Source organism: Chryseobacterium rhizoplanae (assembly GCF_900182655.1).
GTDB classification, from domain to species: domain Bacteria; phylum Bacteroidota; class Bacteroidia; order Flavobacteriales; family Weeksellaceae; genus Chryseobacterium; species Chryseobacterium rhizoplanae.
This window is the reverse complement of the sequence record NZ_FXTC01000007.1, coordinates 192,477-217,809: the sequence shown is the minus strand read 5'-3', so window position 1 is coordinate 217,809 and position 25,333 is coordinate 192,477. Positions and strand designations below refer to the sequence as shown.

The 25,333-nt window shown below is 37.1% G+C and carries 22 protein-coding genes; 9 read left to right on the top strand and 13 right to left on the bottom strand.

The annotated features are described in order from the left end of the window. Positions 1-36 precede the first annotated feature (36 nt). Genes FN817_RS16525 through FN817_RS16515 form a run of 3 tightly spaced genes read left to right on the top strand, consistent with a single transcriptional unit; the run spans position 37 to position 2,067 of the window. Positions 37-417 (top strand): 3-hydroxyacyl-ACP dehydratase, encoded by a 381-nt coding sequence (locus FN817_RS16525; RefSeq protein WP_142718904.1) that lies wholly within the window; start codon positions 37-39, stop codon positions 415-417. Next, positions 414-890: a hypothetical protein gene (locus FN817_RS16520; protein ID WP_142718903.1), complete on the top strand. Its 477-nt coding sequence runs from the start codon at positions 414-416 to the stop codon at positions 888-890. Before FN817_RS16525 ends, FN817_RS16520 begins: the two co-directional genes overlap by 4 nt. A 4-nt stretch (positions 891-894) precedes the next feature. Next, positions 895-2,067: a DUF2062 domain-containing protein gene (locus FN817_RS16515; RefSeq protein WP_142718902.1), complete on the top strand. Its 1,173-nt coding sequence runs from the start codon at positions 895-897 to the stop codon at positions 2,065-2,067. 51 nt (positions 2,068-2,118) lie between these two features. Here FN817_RS16515 and FN817_RS16510 read toward each other — a convergent pair whose 3' ends face one another. The 10 genes from FN817_RS16510 to FN817_RS16465 all read right to left on the bottom strand — a co-directional run bounded on the left by FN817_RS16510 (position 2,119) and on the right by FN817_RS16465 (position 14,744). Further along, positions 2,119-4,758: a T9SS-dependent M36 family metallopeptidase gene (locus tag FN817_RS16510; protein WP_142718901.1), complete on the bottom strand. Its 2,640-nt coding sequence runs from the start codon at positions 4,756-4,758 to the stop codon at positions 2,119-2,121. Between the two features lie 146 nt (positions 4,759-4,904). Further along, positions 4,905-6,161: an alpha/beta hydrolase gene (locus tag FN817_RS16505; RefSeq protein ID WP_142718900.1), complete on the bottom strand. Its 1,257-nt coding sequence runs from the start codon at positions 6,159-6,161 to the stop codon at positions 4,905-4,907. Between the two features lie 7 nt (positions 6,162-6,168). Beyond that, the gene (locus FN817_RS16500; RefSeq protein WP_142718899.1) at positions 6,169-6,534 is read right to left on the bottom strand and encodes a hypothetical protein; all 366 of its coding nucleotides are present in this window, start codon (positions 6,532-6,534) and stop codon (positions 6,169-6,171) included. After that, the gene (locus FN817_RS16495; protein ID WP_142718898.1) at positions 6,531-8,219 is read right to left on the bottom strand and encodes a C45 family autoproteolytic acyltransferase/hydolase; all 1,689 of its coding nucleotides are present in this window, start codon (positions 8,217-8,219) and stop codon (positions 6,531-6,533) included. Before FN817_RS16495 ends, FN817_RS16500 begins: the two co-directional genes overlap by 4 nt. Before the next feature lie 2 nt (positions 8,220-8,221). Beyond that, a complete protein-coding gene (locus FN817_RS16490) occupies positions 8,222-9,748 on the bottom strand; it encodes a phytoene desaturase family protein (protein WP_142718897.1) in 1,527 nt (508 codons plus the stop codon). Positions 9,749-9,923: 175 nt separating this feature from the next. Next, the gene (locus FN817_RS16485) at positions 9,924-10,808 is read right to left on the bottom strand and encodes an LpxL/LpxP family acyltransferase (RefSeq protein ID WP_142718896.1); all 885 of its coding nucleotides are present in this window, start codon (positions 10,806-10,808) and stop codon (positions 9,924-9,926) included. A 120-nt stretch (positions 10,809-10,928) separates the two neighbouring features. Continuing rightward, positions 10,929-11,183: an acyl carrier protein gene (locus FN817_RS16480; RefSeq protein WP_047377388.1), complete on the bottom strand. Its 255-nt coding sequence runs from the start codon at positions 11,181-11,183 to the stop codon at positions 10,929-10,931. A 4-nt stretch (positions 11,184-11,187) separates the two neighbouring features. Next, entirely contained in the window at positions 11,188-12,408 is a 1,221-nt protein-coding gene (locus FN817_RS16475) for a beta-ketoacyl-[acyl-carrier-protein] synthase family protein (protein ID WP_142718895.1), read from the bottom strand. A 1-nt stretch (position 12,409) separates the two neighbouring features. Continuing rightward, complete coding sequence (fabG, locus tag FN817_RS16470; RefSeq protein ID WP_142718894.1) at positions 12,410-13,141, bottom strand: 3-oxoacyl-ACP reductase FabG; 732 nt, start codon at positions 13,139-13,141, stop codon at positions 12,410-12,412. Positions 13,142-13,223: 82 nt separating this feature from the next. After that, positions 13,224-14,744, bottom strand: coding sequence for an HAL/PAL/TAL family ammonia-lyase (locus FN817_RS16465; RefSeq protein ID WP_185149918.1), 1,521 nt, complete (start codon positions 14,742-14,744; stop codon positions 13,224-13,226). 98 nt (positions 14,745-14,842) lie between these two features. Here FN817_RS16465 and FN817_RS16460 point away from each other — a divergent pair, with 98 nt between their 5' ends. After that, positions 14,843-16,099, top strand: a complete 1,257-nt coding sequence (locus FN817_RS16460; RefSeq protein WP_142718892.1) for an NAD(P)/FAD-dependent oxidoreductase — start codon at positions 14,843-14,845, stop codon at positions 16,097-16,099. Positions 16,100-16,131: 32 nt separating this feature from the next. Here the strand turns inward: FN817_RS16460 and FN817_RS16455 are convergent, their stop codons facing one another. From FN817_RS16455 to FN817_RS16445, 3 genes are all read right to left on the bottom strand, one after another. After that, entirely contained in the window at positions 16,132-16,737 is a 606-nt protein-coding gene (locus tag FN817_RS16455; protein ID WP_142718891.1) for a hypothetical protein, read from the bottom strand. 74 nt (positions 16,738-16,811) lie between these two features. Next, entirely contained in the window at positions 16,812-18,104 is a 1,293-nt protein-coding gene (locus tag FN817_RS16450) for a phenylacetate--CoA ligase family protein (RefSeq protein ID WP_142718890.1), read from the bottom strand. 73 nt (positions 18,105-18,177) lie between these two features. After that, complete coding sequence (locus tag FN817_RS16445) at positions 18,178-19,863, bottom strand: M23 family metallopeptidase (protein WP_142718889.1); 1,686 nt, start codon at positions 19,861-19,863, stop codon at positions 18,178-18,180. 450 nt (positions 19,864-20,313) lie between these two features. Here FN817_RS16445 and ileS point away from each other — a divergent pair, with 450 nt between their 5' ends. From ileS to FN817_RS16420, 5 genes are all read left to right on the top strand, one after another. Continuing rightward, positions 20,314-23,709, top strand: coding sequence for an isoleucine--tRNA ligase (gene ileS / locus FN817_RS16440; protein WP_142718888.1), 3,396 nt, complete (start codon positions 20,314-20,316; stop codon positions 23,707-23,709). 58 nt (positions 23,710-23,767) lie between these two features. Continuing rightward, positions 23,768-24,148: a TraR/DksA family transcriptional regulator gene (locus tag FN817_RS16435; protein ID WP_002983772.1), complete on the top strand. Its 381-nt coding sequence runs from the start codon at positions 23,768-23,770 to the stop codon at positions 24,146-24,148. Positions 24,149-24,228: 80 nt separating this feature from the next. Further along, complete coding sequence (locus tag FN817_RS16430; RefSeq protein WP_142718887.1) at positions 24,229-24,474, top strand: DUF6576 domain-containing protein; 246 nt, start codon at positions 24,229-24,231, stop codon at positions 24,472-24,474. A 17-nt stretch (positions 24,475-24,491) separates the two neighbouring features. Beyond that, positions 24,492-24,686, top strand: a complete 195-nt coding sequence (locus FN817_RS16425; protein WP_142718886.1) for a DUF2683 family protein — start codon at positions 24,492-24,494, stop codon at positions 24,684-24,686. Then, on the top strand, positions 24,686-25,324 hold the full coding sequence (locus tag FN817_RS16420) for a lipoprotein signal peptidase (protein WP_047424764.1): 639 nt from the start codon (positions 24,686-24,688) through the stop codon (positions 25,322-25,324). Before FN817_RS16425 ends, FN817_RS16420 begins: the two co-directional genes overlap by 1 nt. Positions 25,325-25,333 lie beyond the last annotated feature (9 nt).

The following is a 25,333-nucleotide window of genomic DNA, read 5'->3' as shown; positions in this document are numbered from 1 at the left end:
CGGCTGTATTGTACATTTAATCTTAAAAATAAGATCATGCAAACCATTCTTACAGACTTTTATACTTTAACCTCTTATGAGAAAGCAGAAGACGGAAAGTTTACTGCTCACATTCATCTTAATAAAGACCACGATATTTTCAAAGGACATTTTCCTGGAAACCCGGTAACTCCCGGCGTTTGCATGATGCAGATCATCAAAGAACTGACTGAGGAATTTACAGGTTCAAAATTGTTTTTAAAAACCGCATCCAATGTAAAATTCATGGCGATCATCAATCCTTTTGAGACTCCTGACTTACAACTTCAGCTGGATATTAACGAAAATGAAGAAGACGTTAAAGTAAAAAATACAACTTCTTTTGGCGAGACTATTGCATTAAAACTGTCTGTAAGCTATAAAAAAATACCATCATGAAACTTATCTTATCATTCATAGCAGCATTTGTTTTTTTCTTTCAGTCTGACCTTGAAACGCTGAGAAACAGCTATGCTAAAGCCAACGAATCCAATACCAATACCGCCAGCTTCATTGAAACTGCGGAAAAACAATCCGGTTCTGATGCCGTAACTGTTGGGTATAAAGCTGCTGCAAAGATTATGGAGGCCAAAATTACCAAAAACAACAGAAAGTCTCTGGTGAAGACGGGTGCTACAAGCCTTGAAAGCATTATCAAAAGTAATCCGAACAATGCAGAACTTCGTCTGATAAGAATGAGTGTTCAGGAAAACATCCCGAAAATTGTTGGATACCGCGGAAGTCTGAAAGATGATAAGGCATTCCTTCTGAATAATTACAGCAAACAGAATACAGCACTAAAAGGCTATATCAAAAAGTTTGCAATGCAGTCTAAAACCATGACAGAGGCGGAAAGAGCCACTTTAAAATAAAAGAATGTCCCTTGCTGAAGTACAAAATGCAATTTCTGAAAAGAAGATATGCGTTTTAATACCCACTTACAACAATGAAAAGACCCTGAACAGGGTTATTGACGGTGTTCTCAACTACACCGGAAGTATTATTGTGGTCAATGATGGCTCTACAGATTCTACGCCTCAGATTCTTACTCAATATCCTCAGATTACTATTATCTCATTACCGGAGAACAAAGGAAAAGGGAATGCCCTTAAAACAGGTTTCAGAGAGGCAAAGAAGTCAGGGTATGATTATGCCATCACTATTGATTCGGATGGACAGCATTATCCGGATGATATTCCTGTATTTGCAGAAGCTCTGCTCCAGGAAAAAGAAGAGGTTCTTCTGATTGGAAACAGAAATATGTCTCAGGATGGTATTCCCAAAAAGAGCAGTTTTGGAAACCGTTTTTCCAATTTCTGGTTTTGGTTTGAAACCGGAATCAAACTGCAAGATACACAGTCCGGTTACAGGCTTTATCCTTTACATAAAATTCCAAAGAAATATTTTACGCCTAAGTTTGAATTTGAAATCGAAATCATTGTAAGAACTGCATGGAGACACGTTCCTGTAAAAAATGTTCCGATCAAGGTTTTATATGATCCGGCAGAACGGGTTTCACATTTCAGACCTTTTAAAGATTTTACGAGAATAAGTATTTTGAATACAATTCTGGTCACAATCACTCTATTTTATATTATTCCGAGAAATTTTCTGAATAATTTCAAAAAAAAAAGCTTTAAAAAATTCATACAGGAAGATGTCTTAGAAAGTGACGGGAGCAATCGTACTAAAGCATTTTCCATAGCTTTGGGAGTGTTTATAGGACTTTCGCCTTTCTGGGGATTTCAGACACTTTTAGTGATCAGCTTATCTGTACTTTTTAAACTCAATAAAGTACTTGCATTTGTAGCCTCCAATGTGAGCCTTCCTCCTTTTATTCCTTTTATTATTGCCGCATCTCTGTTTCTGGGAGCACCATTTGTAAGTGGTAACAGTGATATTTTAAGCCAGGATTTAAATTTTGAACTGATAAAAAATAATCTGCTGCAATATATCATCGGCAGTTTTATCTTAAGCACTTCACTTTCTGCTCTTGCCGGAGTGGCATCTTTTTTATTTTTGAATAAAGTGAGCCCGGAAAATAATTAAAAAAACCCGGAATAAAATTCCAGGCTTATCACAATTATTTACTATAATTTCTTATTTAGAAACAATAATCTTTTGAGAATAATCAATTGAGTCATTATTGACTTTTACAATATAAGCTCCATTGATCAATTTTTCTGCACTGATCGTATTTTGTTTATTAAGGTTGATACTTTCCTTAGAAATCAGTTTTCCTGTAAAATCATAGATAGAAACTGTAGTGATCCCTGATAACTTTAGATCAGATGGAGTTTTTATCGTGAATTCATTTCTTACAGGATTTGGATAGATTGATATTCCTTTAGAATCATTAATTTCTTTTACAGCCAATGTAGTACATTCTGCAGGAACTGTGAAATCTTCCACCTGATCACTCATGTCTGCTAAAGGTTGATTCGCACCAAATTCTAAGCCGTTAAGAGCACCTGCAGAGGCATTTACCCCTAATCCTCTTTTAGCAAATGTATTCCAGATCATACATTTATTTTGTCCTCCCGTAGAGGCCTGGTCAGCAGCAAGAATTGCATCTCTTCCCTGTACAAACGTAGGATTACATGGCTGCAGTTTAAGAGCATCCATTACCAACTGTAAAACTCTTGCACTTCCACTGTTCGGGTCAGCAAGAACATTACTGTTATATCCATATTTATCTACATATTTCCAGTTAAGATCCCAAAGCATAGAAGCCCAGATAAACCCAATGCTGTGGACATCCGGAACTGTAACAGGTATTCCAGAGATGCTTGTACTTATTTTCATACCGTTCGTACGTCCATAAGTATAATCATTGACAGCAAAATCAGGTGAGTATTTTGCTGGTCTTATTCCTAATCCTGTAGTTCCTTGCCCTGAGACAAAAGTCCCCACACCTCTTGCAATGGTAGAAGTATCTCCAGGTCTGGTTGTCATCATCAAGGCGAAGAAATCCGACCATCCTTCTCCCATCTGCTCATTAGATGAAATATAAGATAAACATGAACTTCCTGTTCCCGTAAGACGATTGGAAATACCGTGGCCATATTCGTGACTGATTACTCCATTATCTAAACTCGCATCTTTATAAACCGCAGTCGTTTTGATGGTTGCATTTCCAACAGTACCATTCGTCAACTCATTCACTAAAAACTGACCTTCTGACATGCCCACCATAATAGTAGGAATTGTGATTGTAGCATCAGTTCCTCCCATTCCTACAGGTGTGTTACTTGACGGGTGGTATTGTATAACCCCTACTGCACCTGCATTCTGTAAATTCTTTGTTTTAACAGCAAAGCCACAGCCTGCAGCATTTACTACCGCAATCTTTCCTATAAGGCTCCCAGCCGTAACTGCAGTACATGCGTCAGCTGGAGTAGAAAGAGCAAGATCTCCTGTCACTGGTGGATTACCCATAATCTGAGGACCAAAATTTGCAGTAGTAGCTATTGGAGCTCTGGCAGTATAGGTTGATGGAGAATTATAATAAAGATATCTTACGTTTCCAGCTGGTGAGAAAAGGAACATCTGCATTCTTCCACTTGTTCCATCAGCACCTGGGTTAAAGTTGGCATTATTAAGACCACTCCCATCCCTTGACTCTGCAAGAACAGGATCGTTACCTGCACCTCCGTTTCCAAAATTGTTTACCTGATAATTCCTTGCAGATTCCGTAAATCCGAATTTATAGAATACATCATGCATTTTATTCGAATTGTAGAATAAATTGGTTACAGCTGCTGAAGTATAAGTAGTATGGGCAGCTGTTACATCTAGAGGAAAATCAAATGCTCTGTTTGCCCCTCCATCAGGAGAGAACTGTGGTGTATTAGTAGCATTCTCATCAGTATATGCAAAGGCATTATTCCCTCTTGTTATTGTATAATGGTTGGTACCGTCAGAATGCCAACCTTCCGGTGAAGCTGTCAAATCCCATGGATTTGTTAATAATGTTCTTGCACCAAATGTAGGCGCTTCTGTAGGAAATGCAAACACATTATAAGATGCATTATCCGGTACTAATACGAAATTGGCAGGGTTCTGCTGATTTGGAGCAGTTATATTGGCAGGAAAAACTGTCGAAATATTTTGTTGGGCTGAACCTGTATGATGATCGAAGGATTCATCGTGAAAGTTACATGATAAAGTAGTATTTTCCTGGTATAAAATAGTACCATCCTCTGTACTTACGATGGTATTCCATACATTACCAGTTCCTTTTTCTTCAACATAAAACTGATACCCAAGGATCAATTCACCTCCTTTTGCAAAATACACAGCATTAGCTGCTATCGGGCTTTCTTTACCATCAATGTTCTTTACAGAAGACAATCCGTTCAGTTTTTCAATTGTTGATGCTACTAAAGCGTCTTTTCTACCACTTTCCTTACCTTTAATAGCAGAAGGATAATTTTTAATAAAAGTATCTGCAAAGTTTAACACTTTTCCGTCTCTGATTAAAACATTGGCAGAACTTCCGAAAACAGGTATTCCGTTAATCGTTTGCTGTATGCCTACTACATCTCCATTTAAGCTCTTTGAAGGATCTACATTAATGATTTTAAATGCTTTCAGTTCTGGGTTTACTCTCTGAAATGATCCTTGAGCAGAATTAACATAATCCTTAATTGTTTGTTCATATTTTTGTGCAGATATTACACCTGCGCTTAAAAGTGAACAAAACAACAGCAGCTTAACACTAAGTCGAATTTTTTTCATTTAGATTACTTTTTTAACAAATATTAATAGTTAGTAGGAAAACAATCTGAAATGTTACATAATTACGCGGGACTTATTTAAAATACATGTATCACACCAAATAAATGTATTTATTTAGTTTAAATTTCATAAAAAAAGAAAATAAATTATTTCAGGATAAACTGTACAAGATCTTTCAAAAACTGTTCATCAACTTTTCCTTTTGTTTCATAATCTTTTGGAGATGGTTTTCCGGAACCTGCTATGAATAAGTGACTTAAGTCTGGATACAATTTAAACACTGCTGTTTTATCATTTTTCAATGTTTCTTTCCAAAGGTTAAAATCTTTTTCGGTGACCTGATAATCTCTTCCTCCTTGTGCAAAAAACATGGGAGCTTTTACTTTTTTAACCTCATTAAGCTGATTGTAGTCTTTTAAATATTTCCAATAGGCAGCAGATTGTCCCAACGGAAGTTCTGATGCCGGTGAACTTAAACTGAATTGGGATGAATTTAAATAAGCAACCTGTTTTTTTACTTCCTGAACAGCTTCAGCAGGAACTTTGGCCGGATCTATGGAATGAAGATAATCATACTGTTCTACCAACAAATCCTGTAGCGGTCTGGCATTACCTGCCATGAAAACATATTTTGAAACCTGAGCTTTCTCAGCAATTTCAGGCATCATATAAGCTCCCTGGCTATGTCCCACGATAATGATCTGATATCCTTTATAATCTGCATTGTTTTTAAAATATAGTGCCACATTTACTGCATCATTGATTGTTTCCTCCTCTACAGTAGATTTTTCGTTGAATGCTTCCGGATAAGAGTAGGTTCTTTTATCATATCTATAGGAAGCAATTCCATTGTTTAAAAGGTATTCCGCAATATCTTTAAATGGTTTATTTTCTCCTACTGTTTCGTCCCTGTCATGTGCTCCTGAGCCATGAACAAAAATGACTAACTTTTTTTTATCGTTGGAAGAAGGAGGAATCAATAGAGTCCCATTCAATTCCAGGGCATCGCTTTTTATTTTTAGGGTGGTCTTTTCATCCCGCTTTTCAAATGGTTTATGGGGAACTAAAAAGAAGCCGAACATTTTATTATTTTCTCCAAAGGTAAGTTGGACATCCAGTTTGGCCTTTTCAAATTCTGAATAGTAATAGTAGATATTCCCTTCATTGTTTACTTCAAGAACTGTTTTAAAACTTCCAATTTGTCCCTGAAGCTGTTCTGTAACAGCCTTAAGCTGATCTACCGGAATCTGCCCAGCTATGGAAGGATCAAAATAAGAATGTGCTTTTTCAATATTTTTATCTACCAATAACGTTTTGATGAAAGTATTTCCGATCTCTTTTCTGTCCTGAGAAAAGGATAGTAGAAAACATACGGTAAAGCATAGGGTTAAAAGTTTTTTCATAGATCAATTATTTAAAAACAACGTCAGAAAATGCTAACGGAGTCATCATGATGGTAACAAATATCGCAATAATTACCAGAGCTAACTGCGTTATATGATAAATTTTTTCTCTTTCGTTTTCGTCAATTTCAAAAGTAAATTTTATTTTATCAGGCCTTCTGATAATCAACCAGATAAACAGAAGAATCACCAGATTCATAAGTACCGGCATTACAAGAAAAATTTTGCTGCCATAATTGTCTTTCATATTTCCATATCCATGAATGGTTATGGTATCAGGTATTGAGCTGTAAACGGTACACAAATAAGCCGAATAGCAAATAATGATGATAAAGGGAACGCAGAACAGCAGTTTTATATATTTAGGAATCATTTCAGTCTCTTTAAAGTTTTCTTCAGGTATTTTTCTACATTTTTTCTGTCCGGAACCGTTGTAATCTCTTTCGTCAAAGCTTTTTCAAATTCAGTTTTGGCCTTTGAATATTCTTTTTTGCTAAAATAATATTTTCCTGATTGATAGTAAACCAGCCAAAAATCCGGATTCATAGATTGATAGGAAGAAATAGCGCCATCTGTCAACAGTGTATTTTTATCATCGGCAGCCTCATTGACCTCTTTTCCGTACATTTTAGACAGTTCATAGTTTTTAAATTCTTCAGAGTCTGCAAAGGGATCACGTGGAATATTCAGACTTGATTTTGAAAAATGATTAGGTTGTAATCCTTTATCTGAAAAGATTTTGTTCAGATCATAGCAGACAAATTCTCCCAGCTGATAAGGATTGGAAGACACCCAAACCAGTTTTTTCTGAGGCGAAAATATAACAGCATGGTGCGCCAGAAGCTGATTGAGTGCTTTTTCATTGCCATAACCAATAGATTCATCTTTTAATCCGGATCTGTTCCTTAAAATGGATGCCATCTTTTCCGGTGTGATCTTTTTTTCTTCCTGCAAAAGCTCCTGAAGTTTCTCATATCGGTATTCCGAATGGCTTTCTTCTATATGCTTCTGATTTCTTTTGTCATCTTTATAGGCTTCTGACTGGAAATGGTTGGTACAAAGAACCCTGCTGGTATTCTGCACGCTGTAAACACCGAGGTTTTTAGGTGAAACTTCAATAATTACAGCATTTTTATCATTAGCACTTCCTACGAGGATAGATTCAGATACAAAAACTTTCCTTTTTTTAGCAATGACAATGGCTTCATCAATATTTTTAGCGTACTGCAGAATTTCTCTTGTAACAAGGGAAATAGGTGTTTTTGCAGTCAGAGGAATTTTTGATTTTCCAGCATTAATGGTTACTGTAATTCCTTCTTTATTCATCCCGGATACAACACCGATCATTCCCGGCCAGCTTACCGACATATAGGGAATTCCTTCTTCCGGCTGAACAAATTCTACCAGTTTATTTTTTGCAAAATCGTCACCTACATAAAAATCGAAATTTCTTCCGATCAACAGATCACCGTCTTCTGTATTTTCATTCCATACCGCAAGGGAAGTACAGCCTACCATAGCGAGATCCTGCATGGCATGCCCGATATCATGAGCTCCGTGCAGATAAAGATTTCTTAAATATTTCGGAGCAATAAAATCATACTGATCAGAGGAATATTGTGATAAACCGTATAATTCTGCCTGATAGTCTTCTCTTACATTGAGGTACATTTTTCTGTTGTACCATTTTAAAAAGCCTCTCAACAGCCTCTGTTTAAATTTTGAAGGTACAAATCCTTCCACTTTTGAAAAGAAAATACTTTCCTGCTTCTGCATTAAACTTTGGGTGAGCGCTCCATTATTATATCCCAACTGCAATGGGTTTCCTTTGATATAAAGCTCCCAGAGCTGCTGTTTATTTTTCGTAAGGTAATTCTGGTTATAACTGAAAGTACTGTCATTGATACGGGTTACTTCCGGAACTTCGAGTGAATAGTGTTTTACATCAGGAATATGATGGATAGATTTTGATATTCCGCAGGCAGTGAGGAAAAAACAAAAAGTAAGGTAAAGAAGAGTTCTTTTATAGGATAAATAAATGGTTTTCGTTTTTTTCACTTTTAGTTTTTATTAATCATTTGTGTCAACCGCATGTCAATTGTTTCTTTTCCCAGAATCTCTGTGCAGGTATTAAAAGCACCAATGGTTACTCCTAAAATCCCATGCATATTCACAGATTGTCCCGTCAGAAAAAGATTGTCAATTTTCGTGCGGGGAGAAACCATTGTTTTAAGGGGATTCTCTGAGCTTTTCATGTATCCGTACATATTTCCTTCAAAATTCCCGATATAGTCCCGGTAAGACAAGGGAGAAGAAGTATATATGGTTTTGATGGCATGCCTTAGATTAGGAATTTTCTTTTCCAGGGCATCCAGCATTTTCTCGGTCTTTTCAAGCTTAAATCTTTCATACGCCTCTCCTCTCTCATGCTCATCTGCTACAGTATTGAATGTATTTTCCCATTCTCTCACCTCATCAAAATCCATATAGGAAATTGCGGTAAGGCTTTCTGCAAATTCAGGATGATGTTTTGAAGGGGTAGATGAAAGCATATAGGTTTCCGGCCAGGCTTCTTTCCGGTAACGGAATGCATTCCAGACCTGTTCTTCTGATGAATAGTGGTATCTGTTGTAATTGAAATTTGGAAGGCTGTGAGGTCTTAAAACCAGATAAATACTAAAGCATGATGAAACCGGCTTCCAGCTCAAAACCCTGTTCAGAAAGGATTTTTTAAGTCTATCCTCTCCGATTAGTTTAATAGTGGAACGAATCTCTATATTTGAAATAAACTGTTTCGCTGAATATTCTTTCCCTTCTTTTGTTTTTACGGATTGCAATACGTTATTTTCATTAAAAACAAATTCAGAGACTTCCGAATGCTTATGAACTTCCGCTCCATATTCCCGAAGTTTTCTGATCAGAAGTTTAGAGATCTGACTGCCTCCTTTTACACATTTATAGGCGCTCTGGATATAAGAATTTACTGTTAAAGCATGTACGTAGAAAGGTACATCTTCAGAATCTCCCGCGTATAAAAAATTGGAACCCAGTAAAACAGCCTGAAGCCTTTTGTTCTGGGTAACGGATTCTATAAATCTTTTGGTATTCAGATGCAGTATTTCCTCGTTGTAATTGTCTTTTCCTACCACATGGTATCTTGGAAACTGGCTGCAGACATACTGAATCTCTTCACAGTAGTTTTCAAGGTTTCCTTTTTCTTCGGGGAAATATTTGGAAAGCTGTTCAACAAAATTCTGATAACCCTGTGCATGCGGATATTCTATTTCTTCTTCTCCGAAACTGATCCTGTCATATCCATCTTCATCCATCTGCTGAAGCTCGAGATCATTCATAATTTCCAGATAGGAAAAGAACTGGTTCAGATTCTGACCTTTGGATAAACCTCCGAGATAATGTACTCCCGTATCAAAAATCAGTTTGTCACGCGAAAAAGTCTGCAGATTTCCTCCGTATTGATTATTTTTCTCAAGAACGCACACTTTCATACCTTCTTTCGCCAAAATAAGAGCCGAAACAAGACCTCCCAATCCGCTGCCGATTACAAGTATGTCATATGCTTTCTTCAAAAGAGAACGTGCTTTTAATAATTAAGAAACAGGGAATTTAAGATATTTAAAGTTTACTTTGGTACAGTAAACAAAGAAATTTTATTTGGAAAATATTATTTAATGATCTTAATTCTTAGTAAATCTTAATGGTTTTTAGTTTTTCGTTTGTTTTTACGGGATAAAAATAGAAAAATTAATCAACATCATCCCAAAAATCAAAATAATTAAACCATTGAAGGGGATATTTTTTCACCATGGTTTCAAGATTCTGAACATATGACTGTAAAAGCCCCTGTGAATCACGATTTTTGATATTCTGAGCCACTCTCGCGTATAAGTGGTAATGAAGATTATTCTCTTTCATCACATAAACATATACTACCGGAACACCTAATCTTGAGGCAATCAAAAACGGACCCGCCGGAAACTTTGCACTCTTTCCCAGCAGTTCTGCTTCCAGATATTTGGATCCTTCAAAATAACGGTCTCCGGTGAAGCAGATCAACTCGTTTTCTGACAAAGCTTTGTTAATTTCAAAGATATGCGACATATCTTCTTTTACATAGATGAACTTGATATTACTTTTTTTTACAGCAACGCTTTCCAGATACTCCTTAATCACGGTAACTTCCTGATCTGTAGTCACCAGATTGATCTGACAGTCGAAGTCGATATCTGCAAAAAAATGTTCAGCAATTTCAAAATTACCGATATGAGCGCTAATGAGTACACCTCCTTTTTTAGCCTCTAAAAGATTTCTGAGATTTTCAATACCATCAAATTCATAGGTATATTTTTCTCTGAGTCCTGCAGAAATGGCCGTTTTGTCGATCAGAACTTTTCCGAAAGTAAAATAGCTTTTAAATATAGAAGTTTTGGATTTCCAATACCCGTAGTTCAGCCTTTTCTGAAAGTAATACCGTATGTATTGATTACTCTTTTTCTGAAATAATGAGTAATATGCCGCGACAAAATAAAGCACTCCATATGAACTTCTGATCCCGATATTTCTAATACACCAGACGAATATTCTGTATCCGAGTACTGTTCCTTTAGATTTACCTTTCCACTTGTTCATATATAGAATTTAATATAGCAGAGAACCAATGTAATAATACCTTTTAAGTGTGTCCATTACCGGATCACCGTGATATTATTACATTGGCTCATTTTTATAGAATAAAGATTTACTCAATAACTACGCGTTTTTTTCAGCAATCTTGTTTTCAATCGTTGTATAGAAATCATCAAATGTTACCATTTTCTTGAAATCTGCTTCTCCTAATTTCACCCCGAAATTAGATTCGATCACGACTACCATGTCGATATAATCCAGGCTGTCCAGGCCCAGTGTATTTTTAAGGTTGGCATCATTACTGATTTCGTCTCCATCAACTTCAAATTCGTTGACAAGAAAATCATTAACAATAGCAACAATTTTTTCCCTTTCCATGTTTTTAATCAAATTTTTTAACTATTAGTGCAGAATTGGTTCCCCCAAACCCAAAAGAATTCGACAAAAATACATCAATTTTTTGATTTTTTGTTTTTGCGACTAAATTTATCTTTTGTGCTTCATTATCAGGATTTTCCAGGTTAATATTTGGTGCTACAAAATCGTTCTGCATCATCAGAATTGAGTAGATTACTTCACTTGCACCTGCCATCCAGCACTCATGTCCGGTCATAGATTTGGTAGAACTTACCGGAACTTCACTCCCGAAAATCTCATAGATTGCTTTTGCCTCATTGGCATCACCGATAGGAGTAGAAGTTGCATGAGCATTGATATAATCGATGTCTGAAGCTTTTAATCCTGATTGTTTAAGTGCTCTGTCCATCGCCAAAGCAGGCCCATCCACATTGGGTGTTGAAATATGTCCTCCGTTTGAAGAAAAACCATATCCGATAATTTCTGCAATGATTGGAGCTCCTCTTCTTTGGGCTGATTCTAAACTTTCAACAATCAGACTGGCAGCACCTCCGCTTGGGATCAATCCATCTCTTTCTGCATCGAAAGGTCTGGATGCTTTTGCAGGCTCATCTTCTCTCACTGAGAAAACTCCCAATCCGTCAAAGCTCGCCATAGAATATTTGTTGGTTTCCTGAGCTCCTCCGCAGATGATCATATCCTGAAAACCATTCTTGATCATCATATAAGCCAGTCCCAATGAGTGTGAACCACTTGCGCATGCTGCACTTATGGTAAGATTGATTCCTTTCAGTTTAAAGATGGTAGAAAGGTTCATCGTCACCGTTGAATTCATTGATTTGAAGATCGCTCCTGATCCCATCAATGTTGTATCTTTCTTTTCTCTTGCAATGTCAATAGATTCTACGACTGCCTGAGAAACACTGTCATTTCCGTATAAAATTCCCACTTCATGAGAATCCAGGAACGCTTCATCCAGATTCGCCTGCTTCAATGCATCCATGGTCGCCAGATAAGCATATTCGCTTTCTTCTCCCATACTGATACGCTGGCGTCTGTTTAAGAGGTTTTTCAGATCGGGTTTTGGAACAACTCCTGTAAGGCCGGACCTGAAACCAAATTCTTTTCTGTCCGGATCTAAAACAATACCGGATTTTCCTTGGTATAGGGATTCCCTGACCTCGTCTAAAGATGTCCCGATGCAGGAATAAATTCCCATTCCGGTAATTACAACCCTATTTTCCATGTTATGAATAAATTCCTCCGTTAATATTAATCACTTCTCCTGTAATATAAGAAGATTTCTTAGATGCTAAAAATGCGACAAGATCTGCCACTTCTTCTGCTTCTCCGAATCTATTGGCAGGAATCATGGCTTTCAATTCTTCTTCATTGAACTCCTGGGTCATATCCGTTTTGATAAAGCCCGGAGCCACTGCATTTACAGTAACATTTCTTTTGGCAACTTCCTGAGCCAAGGCTTTTGTAGCTCCTACTACAGCACCTTTTGCCGCGGAATAATTTGTTTGGCCAGCGGTTCCTTTTACTCCGGATACCGAGACCATATTGATGATTCTTCCGTATTTGTTACGAAGCAGCTTTTGGATAAAGAAATTGGTTACATTGAAAAAGCCGTCCAGACTTGTATTGATCACGCTGTTCCAGTCTTCTTTCTGCATCCACATAAAAAGACCATCTCTTGTGATTCCGGCATTATTGACAATCACTTCTACTACTGCATCAGGGTTTTTCTCCTGCCAGTCCGTTAAAACAGTCTTTGTCTCTTCGGTATTCCCTACATCAAATTTAAGGATTTCTCCTGTAGCACCCAATTCCTCCACTTTAGCCAACGTTTCGTTTGCTGCGGTTTCGTTTGAAGCGTAGTTGATAAGGATGTGATAGTTTTTCTCTTCAGCCAGTTTTATACAGATTGCCCTCCCGATTCCTCTGGAGCCTCCTGTTACAATTGCACATTTCATGCGTTAGTGTTTATATCGTTTTTAGTTTTTTTAAGTTGAGAGGATGTCTTTAATTGAATAGACAATCCATGACAGCTAATAGTTACATCCCTTTCAGATATTTCTTCACTTCTTCCAGATACGGATACATCACCATATCATCTGAGAAAGCAGGAATAATTTTTCTGATCTCATCATACAATTCCTTTGTAGAAGATGAAACCTTATCCTGGAACCCAAGATATTCAACAGCCTGAATAATGGTAATGGCTTCTATCGCCAATACTTCAAAAGCATTTTCAATCACTTTTCTGCAGATCACCGCAGCATTAGTTCCCATACTAACGATGTCCTGATTGTCATTATTGTTTGGAATACTGTGAACATACATAGAATTCGACAGCATCTGGCTTTCTGCCGTAGTAGAAGTTGCCGTAAACTGCACTCCCTGCATCCCGAAATTGAAACCTAATTTCCCTAAATTTACAAAAGGAGGTAAGATTTCATTAATTTTAGCATTCAGAAGATAGTTTAGCTGTCTTTCTGCAAGCATTGTCAGTTTGGTTACCACAATTTTCAGCTTGTCCATTTCCAGAGAGATATAATCACCGTGGAAGTTTCCTCCATGGTAAACATGCTGATCTTCAACATTGATAATCGGGTTATCATTCGCGGAATTAATCTCATTTTCAAGAACTTTCTCTGTATATTCCAGTGTATCCAATACCGGGCCTAAAATCTGAGGAACACATCTTAAAGAATAATATTCCTGAACTTTTTCCTTGAATACTTTCTCTTGTTCTTCAAAGTGAGTATAAAGATGATCTTCTCTTTTTCTGATCAGCTTACTGTCTGCCAGATGAGCACGCATTCTTTCTGCCACTTTCTGCTGACCGTAATGCTTTTTTGTCCCGTTCAAAGCTTCTGATAAATGGTCATCATAAGCCTGTACAATTTCATTGATGGCACAAGAAAGTCTAAGGGAAATATCTGTAAGCTGATTCGCTTTATAAGCGTTCACAATACCGATTCCTGACATCACGGAAGTCCCGTTCATCAAAGCAAGTCCTTCACGGATCTCTACTTTTATCGGTTCTAATCCTTCGATTTCAAAAACCTCTTTGGTGGATTTTCTTTCTCCTTTATAAAAGACTTCTCCTTCACCGATCAGTACCAAAGCCAGATGAGCCAGCTGAACAAGGTCTCCGCTTGCTCCTACCCCTCCATGTTCAAAGATCAGTGGGATAATATCCCTGTTGATCAGCTCCTGAAGAAGGTAAATAACAGACTGGTGTACTCCTGAATTTCCTAATGACAAAGTATTCAGCCTTGCCAGCATACATGCTTTTACCTCATCTGCAGGCAAAGGGTTTCCGATTCCTGAAGAGTGGCTTCTGATCAGGTTATACTGAAGCTGGTGTGTATCTTCATCACTGATTTTGAACTGAGCCATCGGTCCAAAACCGGTGTTTACTCCATATATTACTTTATTTTTTGAAAACTCCTTTAAAAACTGAAAACTCTTATCCACCCTTGATAAAAGTGATTCATCCAGTTCTATTTTTTCATTCTCAATGATAATTTTTTGAAAGTCTTTCAGTTCTAAAAAGTTATTTATTTTCATCAATTAAAAGTAATAGTTGATAATTTTTTAAAATATTGATTATTTGTCACTAATTTTGCGGCAAAGATAAAAGTTATTATTAAAATAAAAAATCAAAGATGAGCAAAGAATTTGTTGACGTTCTTGTAATCGGAGCCGGACCTTCGGGATGCGTGTCTTCTTCATACCTGAAGAACAATAACGTCAGCGTGAAAGTAGTCGAAAAGACAAAATTCCCCAGACTGGTAGTGGGTGAAAGCTTAATTCCGAGGGTAATGGATCACTTTGAAGAGGCCGGACTTTTCCCTGCATTAGATAAAATGGGCTTTGAAAAAAAGCTTGGGGCACGTTTCCTTCGTGGTGATGAGGTCTGCATTTTTGATTTCAGCAACAAATTCGGGGAAGGCTGGGACTGGACCTGGCAGGTTCCTAGGGCTGATTTTGATAATACTCTTGCTCAGGAAGTCATTAATAAAGGAGTTGATCTTGAATTTGAGACTGAAGTTATTGACATCAAGTTTAATGGAACAGATTCTGTAACTACAGTAAAAAATAAGGATGGAGAAACGAAAGAGATCCATGCAAAGTTTGTGATTGACTCCAGCGGTTACGGAAGAGTCTTGCCTCGTCTGCTAGATCTTGAAAAACCTTCAAAGCTGTCTCCTCACTCCGCGATTTTTTCTCATGTAAATGATATTAACAGAGCGCCGGGAGAAGAAGGAACTTTAATTTCTTTTGACATTATTGAAACAGAAGTATGGCTTTGGGTAATTCCTTTTTCCAACGGAAATACAAGTTTAGGAATTGTAGGCCCTACTGAATATATTGATAAATTATCTGAAAACGGAGATGCAGCCGAAGCTTTAAGAAAAGCTATTTCTCTGTCTGATTATTATGTAAAACGTTTTGGGGATGTGGAATTCCTTTTTGAACCTAAACATCTGAAAGATTATTCTTGCTCCGTTAAAAGTTTATTCGGGGACGGATTTGCCTTAACCGGGAATGCATCAGAATTCCTTGATCCGGTATTTTCTTCGGGAATGGCTTTTGCCACAGAATCCGGAATGCTGGCTGCAAAACTAGCATTAAGACAATTAAACGGAGAAAAAATCAACTGGCAGACAGAATACACGGATTATATTTTATACGGCGTGGATGTTTTCACCACGTATGTAAAAGAATGGTATACCGGAAATCTTCAGGAACTATTTTTCCATCAGCCGGAAAATCCGGACGTAAAGAAAAAGATCTGTGCTGTTTTAGCAGGGTATGTCTGGAACAAAGACAATCCTTTTGTGAAAAAGCATGATACTGTGATTAAAAACCTAGCCAACCTGATTAAGCTAGAAAAACAGGAACAGCAAAACCAAGCATAAAAAAACGGTCTGAATTTTCAGACCGTTTTTTGTTATTTTATAACTGCTTTAATTTCTTTTCCTAATTTTTTCCCTGTAACTTCATAAGCTGCAGCTATCCTTCCGTACTCCCATGCAAATTCTTTATTCATCTGCTTACCTCCTATTTTATCTGCTTGTAATCTCATCACTACATTTGAAGGATTATCTGTTTCTACAAACTTCATATCAGCAGTCAGTTTAGCTTCCTGTGAGCCAATCATTCCGCCATACCAGCCGGCGTAGATCCATTTTGCATCAATGATTAAAGTGTATTTTGTTTTCGCATCACCTTTGAAAACTACTTTCTTTGACTTTCCATTGATCCCTTTAAGAAAATAATCCAAATATTCTGAAGTTTTAAATTTGTCCCACTGATGCATCCAGTTGTTCCAAACAGCTTCACTTTTTTTAGCTGTGATATCAGCTTTCCTGTTTTCAAGATATTGGGCTTCTGTAAAGTTTTTCTCCTGATAAACGGCATTATCAAATACCAGTTGTACATTTACTTCAGACTGATCTTTTAAAAAATCAAAATTTCCCTGTTCAAAATTAATTTTATTCTGGGCGAAAGTTGATGTTGTAATTGCTACAAAAAGCAGCAGTAATAATTTTTTCATAGTTATTAGCTCTAATATTTAAGCGACCAAAGATATAGTAAAAATGGATTTCCCGGTCTTTCTTTAAATTAATTTTATCTCAGATCAATAAAAGTAATTGGTTTTCTGCTGTTTGGATTGAAAACTGTTTTAGACAGGATATCAAAATCGATGATTTCAATTTTCGGACTTACTCTCAACTTTGCCCGGAAATGGTCTCTCACTTCATTGACAAAGCTATCGTGTTCTTCTTCTGTACTTAGTTTAATGATAATTTCGTCAAGACCTATTTCGTTGGCCTGAATGACAATCTGATAGCATAAAATATTGTTGAAATCATTTAAAATATCATTCATTGCCGGCGGATACAGCGTTGTTCCTTTATATTTGATCATCTGCTGTTTCCTTCCCACTACAGGTCCTAACCTCATCGTATTTCTTCCACACCGGCATGGCTCATGGTGTGCTTTTACAATATCTCCGGTTTTAAATCTTAGCAAAGGGATGGCTTCAACGCCTAAAGTTGTGATCGTAAGTTCTCCACTTTCTCCTTCTTTAACCGGATTTCCGTTATCGTCCAGAATTTCGGTGATAATTAATTCCGGATGGTGATGTCCTCCGATCTGGAATTCACACTCTGTAAAAGCGGTGCTCATTTCGGTAGAAGCATAAGTGGAAAAAAGTTTTATATCCCACTTTTCTTTGATCTTCTGGGAAAGAATATTATCTGTAAAATCCTGATTTTTGATACTTTCTCCGATACATACAGCTCCATAAACACTTGAATTTTTATAATCCAATCCATGCTTTTCAGCATAATCAATCATTTTCAACAGAAAAGAAGGAACAGTGATCAGGTATTTAGGTTTATATCTGAAAATAGAATCCCATTGCAGTTCAGGAATTCCAGGCCCCATTCTCACTACGCTTGCTCCCATTTTCCTTAAACCCAGAAAATAAGCCAGGCCCGCCATAAACCTTTTGTCTATGGTGGTAATCATCTGAACAACATCTCCTTTTTGAATGCCGGCACAGGCAAAAGAAATTGCTTCATTATATGCCAGCCTTTCAAGATCATTATCTGAAAGTCCAAAAGTAACCGGATCTCCTAAAGTCCCGGAAGTCGTGCTGTAATCAACAATCTTATCTGGTGTTATACAGAAAAAATCATGGTTGTACTGCTGCAGATCATTCTTCGTGGTAGTAGGAATCTTACGAAGATCCTCCAAAGTACGAATGTCAGCAATATGAATATTATTTTCTTTAAACAGTCTCTGATAAAAGGGTGAATGAGTTTCAAGATAGATCAAAAGCTCACGAAGTTTTTCTTCCTGAAATATTTTGATTTCCTGAATGTCTGCTTTCTCGATTGACGGATAAAATTCCAATGATTTTAATTTTTAAAGAGCAAATTTATTTAATTAAAATTAAAAGATTTAAAAATTCAAGCATTAACCTGTTTTATCTCCGGAAGGTAAAGGTTTGTACGTTTGTATTTCCAGCGGTATTTATGGTTGTTACCTTTAAAGTATGAACCCCTGATCCTTTCGGGCATTTTTCATCAAAGGTGTAAACAAAATTATCTTTTACACGGGCAAAGCGAAGCCATTTTCCATCCAGCTCAGCCCGGAATGAAATGATATCACCCACTTTCGTTGTTCCTTTTAACAATAAAGAACTGTTGTTTACCAACGCTCCTTCTGCCCATCCTGATGAAACGGACGGCAGGGTATTGTCTATTAATAATTTTGCTGTGCCCAATCTGTTGAACTGCCCTTCTGCCCTGTCACCATTCCACTTTGCTTTTACCACATCCTTATCACTTCCATAATCAAGGAGGATAATGGCTTTATCTTTTTCAGCGTCAGATAGTCTTCTATTGGGTTTTATTTTCAAAGTATATTCGTCCTGAACCGGAATATAAGGATTTTGTAAAACAAGGCTGTTTGAAACCGTATTCTGATCGACTTCCGCCTTTTCATACATATTGAAGTTAACTGCATCATACACTGCATTTTTGCTGAAATTAATCTCTGCATTTTCGGTGGAAATTGTTTTTCCTTCATTAGGCATTACCGTTTTCCCTGTAGCAGTTATTTTTTCTGAAGTTGTATTTAACTGGAGTTTTGTTGTTAATCGGCTGGTATTCCCATTGGTATCTTTCAGGACTATTTCAATGTTATGAACCTCCTCATCCTGAAGATTGATAATGCCTGTCAAATTCGGGGTACTGTAATTCTGAAGTTTCATTCCCGGTAAATCAGCCAGGTGCTGAATTCCCATTTTATCCCTGATGAATTTAGTATAATCTATACAGCCGTTGATATAACGGGTATCATCATAGTGTATTTTATCAATTTTAAAACTGTAAATCAGCTTGCCATCCATCAATAATTCTGCATTATAAATCCCCAGATTAAACCCTTGATTGGCTTTATCTACGGCTTTAATGCCAAAACTTATTTCCGGAGAATTAACCTGAACAAGATTAGAAGTATAAATATTCCCTGCTCTTCTCACTGCAATTCCGTTCGCTCCAGGTTCATAAGTACTGAAACGTCTGTCATACCAGTAGAGTCCACTGATAATTGGTGCAACAGTATCAGGAATGGCAAAACCGAAAAGTAACGGGTTGAGACACTCTTCTGTTTTGGTATTTCTTATTTCAAAATGTAAATGTGGACCAGCAGAGCCTCCGGTATTTCCACTTAGTGCAATTTGCTGTCCTTTTTCCACCGGAAACTGTCCGGGTTGGAAAGTAATGTCCTGTTCCCATTTTTCGTCTTTATATTGTCTTTCCTTTACATATTCATCAAGCTTATTAAAATATTTGTTCAGATGGGCATAGACTGTGGTATAACCGTTGGGATGAGTAATATACACTGCATTTCCAAATCCGTACCGCTCTACTTTTATCCTGCTGACATACCCTTCTGCAGCTGCTACAACCGGCAGATTCTCCTGGCTATTGGTTCTCAGGTCCAGCCCCATGTGAAAATGATTCGTACGGATCGCCCCAAAGTTGGCAGCGAGCTGCATGGGAATGTTTAGCGGATTCCGGAAATAGTTTTGTGGATAATTTTGGGCGTGTGTGATGATGTTATTAATTAAACAAATAATAAACATCAGTTTGGAAAAGATTCTCATACAACATTTGAGTTTATAGATCTAATTAAATGTACAAAATTTTGCCCAATCAGCGCTTCTTACTCTAGCCAATTTTTAGAATCAATTTTGTTTTCTTACCCTTATTTCCCCTGCTGAGTGAAACGCCTTTGCGATCGATCTTACATCATCCATACATCTTTGTGAACTTTGCGTGACCATTAAGTTTTGGCTAAAGCCGTTGGATATGTTTTTATTATTTAAGCGGGCTAAAGCCCGCTCCTATTGAATAAATTACATAAAATTTCACATAAAAAACAGCGAGAAAAATTCACCTATTGATCATTCACCATTCACTTTCCTCCACTTTCTTTATTATATTTCTGAAATTGAACTTTTTAATAGATGATATCAAAATAAAACATATATTATAAACCGACAAATTTTAGTAAATTTGCAGACTTAATTAATCAACGATATTGAGATATTTACATGAGCCAATTTAAAGAATACAAAAACCTCAACCTTATTGACGTAGCAGAGAATGTAGCGGAATTTTGGAAACAAAATAAAACTTTCAATAAGAGTGTTGAGATTCGTCAGGGAAATCCTGAGTTTGTTTTTTATGAAGGTCCGCCTTCAGCAAACGGTATGCCTGGAATTCACCACGTAATGGCAAGAGCATTGAAAGATATTTTCTGCCGTTACCAGACCCAGAACGGGAAACAGGTTTTCCGTAAAGCAGGCTGGGATACGCATGGTCTTCCTGTGGAACTGGGTGTGGAAAAAGAATTAGGAATTACGAAAGAAGATATTGGCAAAAAAATCTCTATTGAAGACTACAACAAAGCTTGTCGTGAAGCGGTAATGCGTTATACCGATGTTTGGAATAACCTTACAGAAAAAATCGGATATTGGGTAGACCTTGATGATCCGTACATCACGTATAAGTCAAAATATATGGAAACCGTTTGGTGGTTACTAAAGCAATTGTATGATAAAAGCTTATTGTACAAAGGGTATACTATCCAACCTTACTCTCCGAAAGCGGGAACAGGACTTTCTTCTCACGAGCTGAATCAGCCCGGGACGTATCGTGATGTTTCAGATACAACGGTGGTTGCTCAGTTTAAGGTAAAGAAAGACTCTTCAGCGTTATTCAATGATGTTGACGGAGATGTTCATATCCTTGCATGGACGACTACTCCATGGACGCTTCCATCCAATACCGCACTTACCGTAGGAAGAGATATTGAATATGTTGTGGTTAAAACTTTCAATCAATATACATTTGAACCTGTAACTGTTGTTTTATCAAGAGTTCTTTTACCTAAAGTTTTCGGTAAAAAATATGCAGAAGGTACAGATGAGGATTTTGCTAACTATACTCCGGAAACTAAGGTAATTCCTTTCAGAGTTTTAAAAGAATTCACAGGGGAAAAACTTGTTGACACAAGATATGAGCAATTAGTTCCTTGGTTTACACCAAACGATAATCCTGAGAATGCGTTCAGAGTAATTTTAGGAGATTTCGTAACAACAGAAGACGGTACAGGTGTAGTTCATACAGCGCCTACTTTCGGTGCTGATGATGCGAGAGTTGCTAAAATGGCTCAACCTGAGATCCCGCCAATGTTGGTAAAAGATGAAAATGACAATCTTGTACCATTGGTAGATTTACAGGGTAGATTCATCAAAGGAGAAAATGTTCCTGAGGTATTCTCCGGAACCTATATCAAAAATGAATATTACGATGAAGGAACAGCTCCTGAGAAATCATGGGATGTAGAACTTGCGATCCTGTTGAAAACAGAAAACAAGGCTTTCAAAGTAGAGAAATATGTTCACTCCTATCCACACTGTTGGAGAACTGACAAACCGGTATTGTATTATCCGTTGGATTCATGGTTCGTAAAAATGACCGCTGTAAAAGACAGATTGGTTAATCTGAACAAAGAAATCAACTGGAAACCAAAAGCTACCGGAGAAGGACGTTTTGCCAACTGGTTGGAAAATGTAAACGACTGGAATCTTTCCCGTTCAAGATATTGGGGGATTCCGTTGCCAATCTGGAGAACCGAGGACCTGAAAGAAGAGAAGATCATTGGTTCCGTAGAAGAATTATACAACGAAATTGAGAAATCAGTTGCAGCCGGACTGATGACTGAAAACCCGTTCAAAGGGTTTATCATCGGAAATATGTCTGAGTCTAACTATGAGCTTGTGGATCTTCACAAAAATGTAGTAGACAAAGTAATATTGGTTTCTGATTCAGGAAAAGCAATGAAGCGTGAAAGCGATCTGATCGACGTTTGGTTCGATTCAGGGTCTATGCCTTATGCTCAATTGCATTATCCTTTTGAAAATAAAGAATTAATCGACAACAATAAAGCATTCCCTGCTGATTTCATCGCAGAAGGAGTTGACCAGACCCGTGGATGGTTCTATACACTTCATGCAATCGGAACAGCCGTTTTTGATTCTGTTGCTTATAAAAATGTAATGAGTAACGGTCTTGTTCTGGATAAGAACGGGCAAAAAATGTCAAAACGTTTAGGAAATGCTGTAGATCCGTTTGAAACCCTTTCTGTGTACGGACCGGATGCTACCCGTTGGTATATGATCTCTAATGCAAACCCTTGGGAAAACCTGAAGTTTGACATTGAAGGAATTGACGAAGTAAGAAGAAAGTTCTTCGGAACACTTTATAATACGTATTCATTCTTTGCTTTATATGCGAATGTGGATGGCTTCAACTATTCAGAAAAAGAAGTGGAGAACCGCCCTGAAATTGACAGATGGGTTCTTTCTGAACTGAACCTTCTGATCAAAGAAGTAAAAGCTTTCTATGAAGATTATGAGCCAACAAGAGTAGCAAGAGCGATCAGCACTTTTGTGAACGATAACCTGAGTAACTGGTATGTAAGATTATGCAGAAGACGTTTCTGGAAAGGAGATTATTCTGATGACAAGATCTCTGCTTACCAGACTTTATACACATGTCTTGAAGTAGTTGCCAAGCTATCTGCTCCAATTGCTCCGTTCTTTATGGATCAGTTATATCAGGACTTAAATAAAGTAACAGGTAAGGAAAACTGTGAATCTATACATTTAACAGACTTCCCGGTAGCTGATGAAAGCTTAATTGATCAGGATCTGGTTGAAAAAACTCATTTGGCTCAGAACATTACAAGTATGGTCTTCTCTTTAAGAAAGAAAGAAAATGTAAAAGTTCGCCAGCCGCTACAAAAAGTATTGGTTCCTGTATTGGATTCTAAAACAGAAGCGCAAATTCTTGCTGTTGCGGATCTGATCAAGCAGGAAGTAAACGTGAAAGAATTACAGTTAATCAATGCTGAAGAAGCATCTCACTTAATTGTAAAACAGATAAAACCTAACTTCAAAGCGCTTGGTCCTAAATTAGGAAAAGACATGAAGGTAGTAGGTGCCGAGATTGCAAATCTTAACACAGAACAGATTGCCGGTCTTGAAAAAGAAGGAAAACTAGATGTTCAGGGATATGAAATCACCCTTGATGATGTGGAAATTTCTACAAAAGATATCCCGGGATGGACGGTTACCTCAGACGGTAAAACAACTGTGGCATTAGATTTGACGTTAACCGATGAGCTAAAATCTGAAGGTATCGCAAGAGAATTCATCAACAGAATTCAAAACCTGCGAAAAGATAAAGATTTTGAACTGACAGACAAGATTAATATCTCCATTGAAGAAAACTCACCTTTCCTTAGTGATATTAAGAAAAATGAAGAATATATTTCTTCTGAAGTCTTGTCAAATAAAATAGAAATTGTATCTTCACTTTCAAATTTTAACGAAATCGAAATAGATGAGGTTAATTTTAAGATAAATGTTGAAAAAAATTAACATGTAGTTATTATATTTCAAATTCCATTTCATAATTTTATTAAAAAAGAGAACGAATATGTCAGACGAAAGAGTTAGATACAGCGATGCTGATTTACAGGAATTTAAAGCGATCATTAAAGAAAAAATAGAAAAGGCAGAAAAAGATCTTCAGCTTATCAGAGAAAGTTTTATCAATGACCAGAATAATGGAACGGATGATACTTCTCCTACCTTCAAAGCTTTTGAGGAAGGAGCAGAAACTCTGAGCAAAGAGCAGAACTCTATTCTGGCAGGAAGACAGGAAAAATTCGTGCGTGACCTTAAAAATGCTTTGATCAGAATCGAAAATAAAACGTATGGTGTTTGCAGAGTAACAGGAAAACTGATTCCTAAGGAAAGACTTTTGGCCGTTCCTCACGCTACGCTGAGCATCGAAGCGAAAAACATGCAGAAATAACCGTAAGGTTTGTAAAAAATAATATTGGGTTTATAACGTATTCACGAATACTTTATAAACCTAATTTTTAATGTATACCCATGAGCGAATTATTAATTTTGGGAGCTATCGTTGCAATAGTATTGTTATTTCTCAACAGAGAATGGATCAAAAACAGATTCTTTCCTGATCAGCAGAAAAACTATACGATTGATGACAAGTTCAATTCTGATAAACGCGAGCGGGAAAAAGAGATCGACAGACTTTTAAGCAAAATGGGTAAAAACGGAGTGAATGATTTGTCTGAGAAAGACAGAAAAAGACTTGACGAATTGTCCAAAATGTAAATATTTAAATACAAGAAATGGAATCTATTATAGTACATCCAAAAAATGCAATGGAGCTAAGTGCGCTGAAAAGTGTTCTGAAGGAAATGGGCATTAAATTTGAAAAAGCTCATGTTAAAAGTTCGTATAACGGACAGAAAATAGTCAAGAAAGCAAGCGATAATAAAAATGTAAAGCCGGCTGCAAAGCCTTCAAAACCTAAAGGGCAGTAATGAAAAAGATCTTAGCGATAACATTTTTGGTGTTATTAATTGACCAGGCTTCAAAAATTTATATCAAGACTCATTTTAATCTGGATGACAGTGTCACTGTTTTACCGGGATTTAAACTCACCTTTGTGGAAAACCCGGGAATGGCCTATGGATTTCACTTTGGAGGAATCATTGGAAAATATTTCCTGGTGATCCTAAGAATTTTCCTGATCGGAGGAATGGTGTACATGTTTAAAAAATGGCTGAAAGAAGGAGCTTCCAATTATCTTTTGATCCCTATGGCGATTATTTTTGCGGGTGCTATCGGAAACCTTATTGACGGAATGTTCTATGGAATGATTTTCGACAGCGGGACGGTATACGACCCTAGTATTGACCGATGGATCGGCTACGGCGGTATTTCTAAATTTGCTCCTTTCGGACACGGATATTCTACTTTTATGAAGGGATGCGTAGTGGATATGCTTCACTTCCCATTGGTAGACTGGAATGTTCCTGAAAGCTGGCCTTTAATTGGTGGAAAACATCTTGAGTTCTTCAAGTATATTTTCAATGTTGCCGACTCTGCCATTACTGTCGGTGCCGCATTCTTATTAATTTTCAGAAAAAAAGCTTTTCCTAACGGACTGGAGTTTTAAATGATCTAT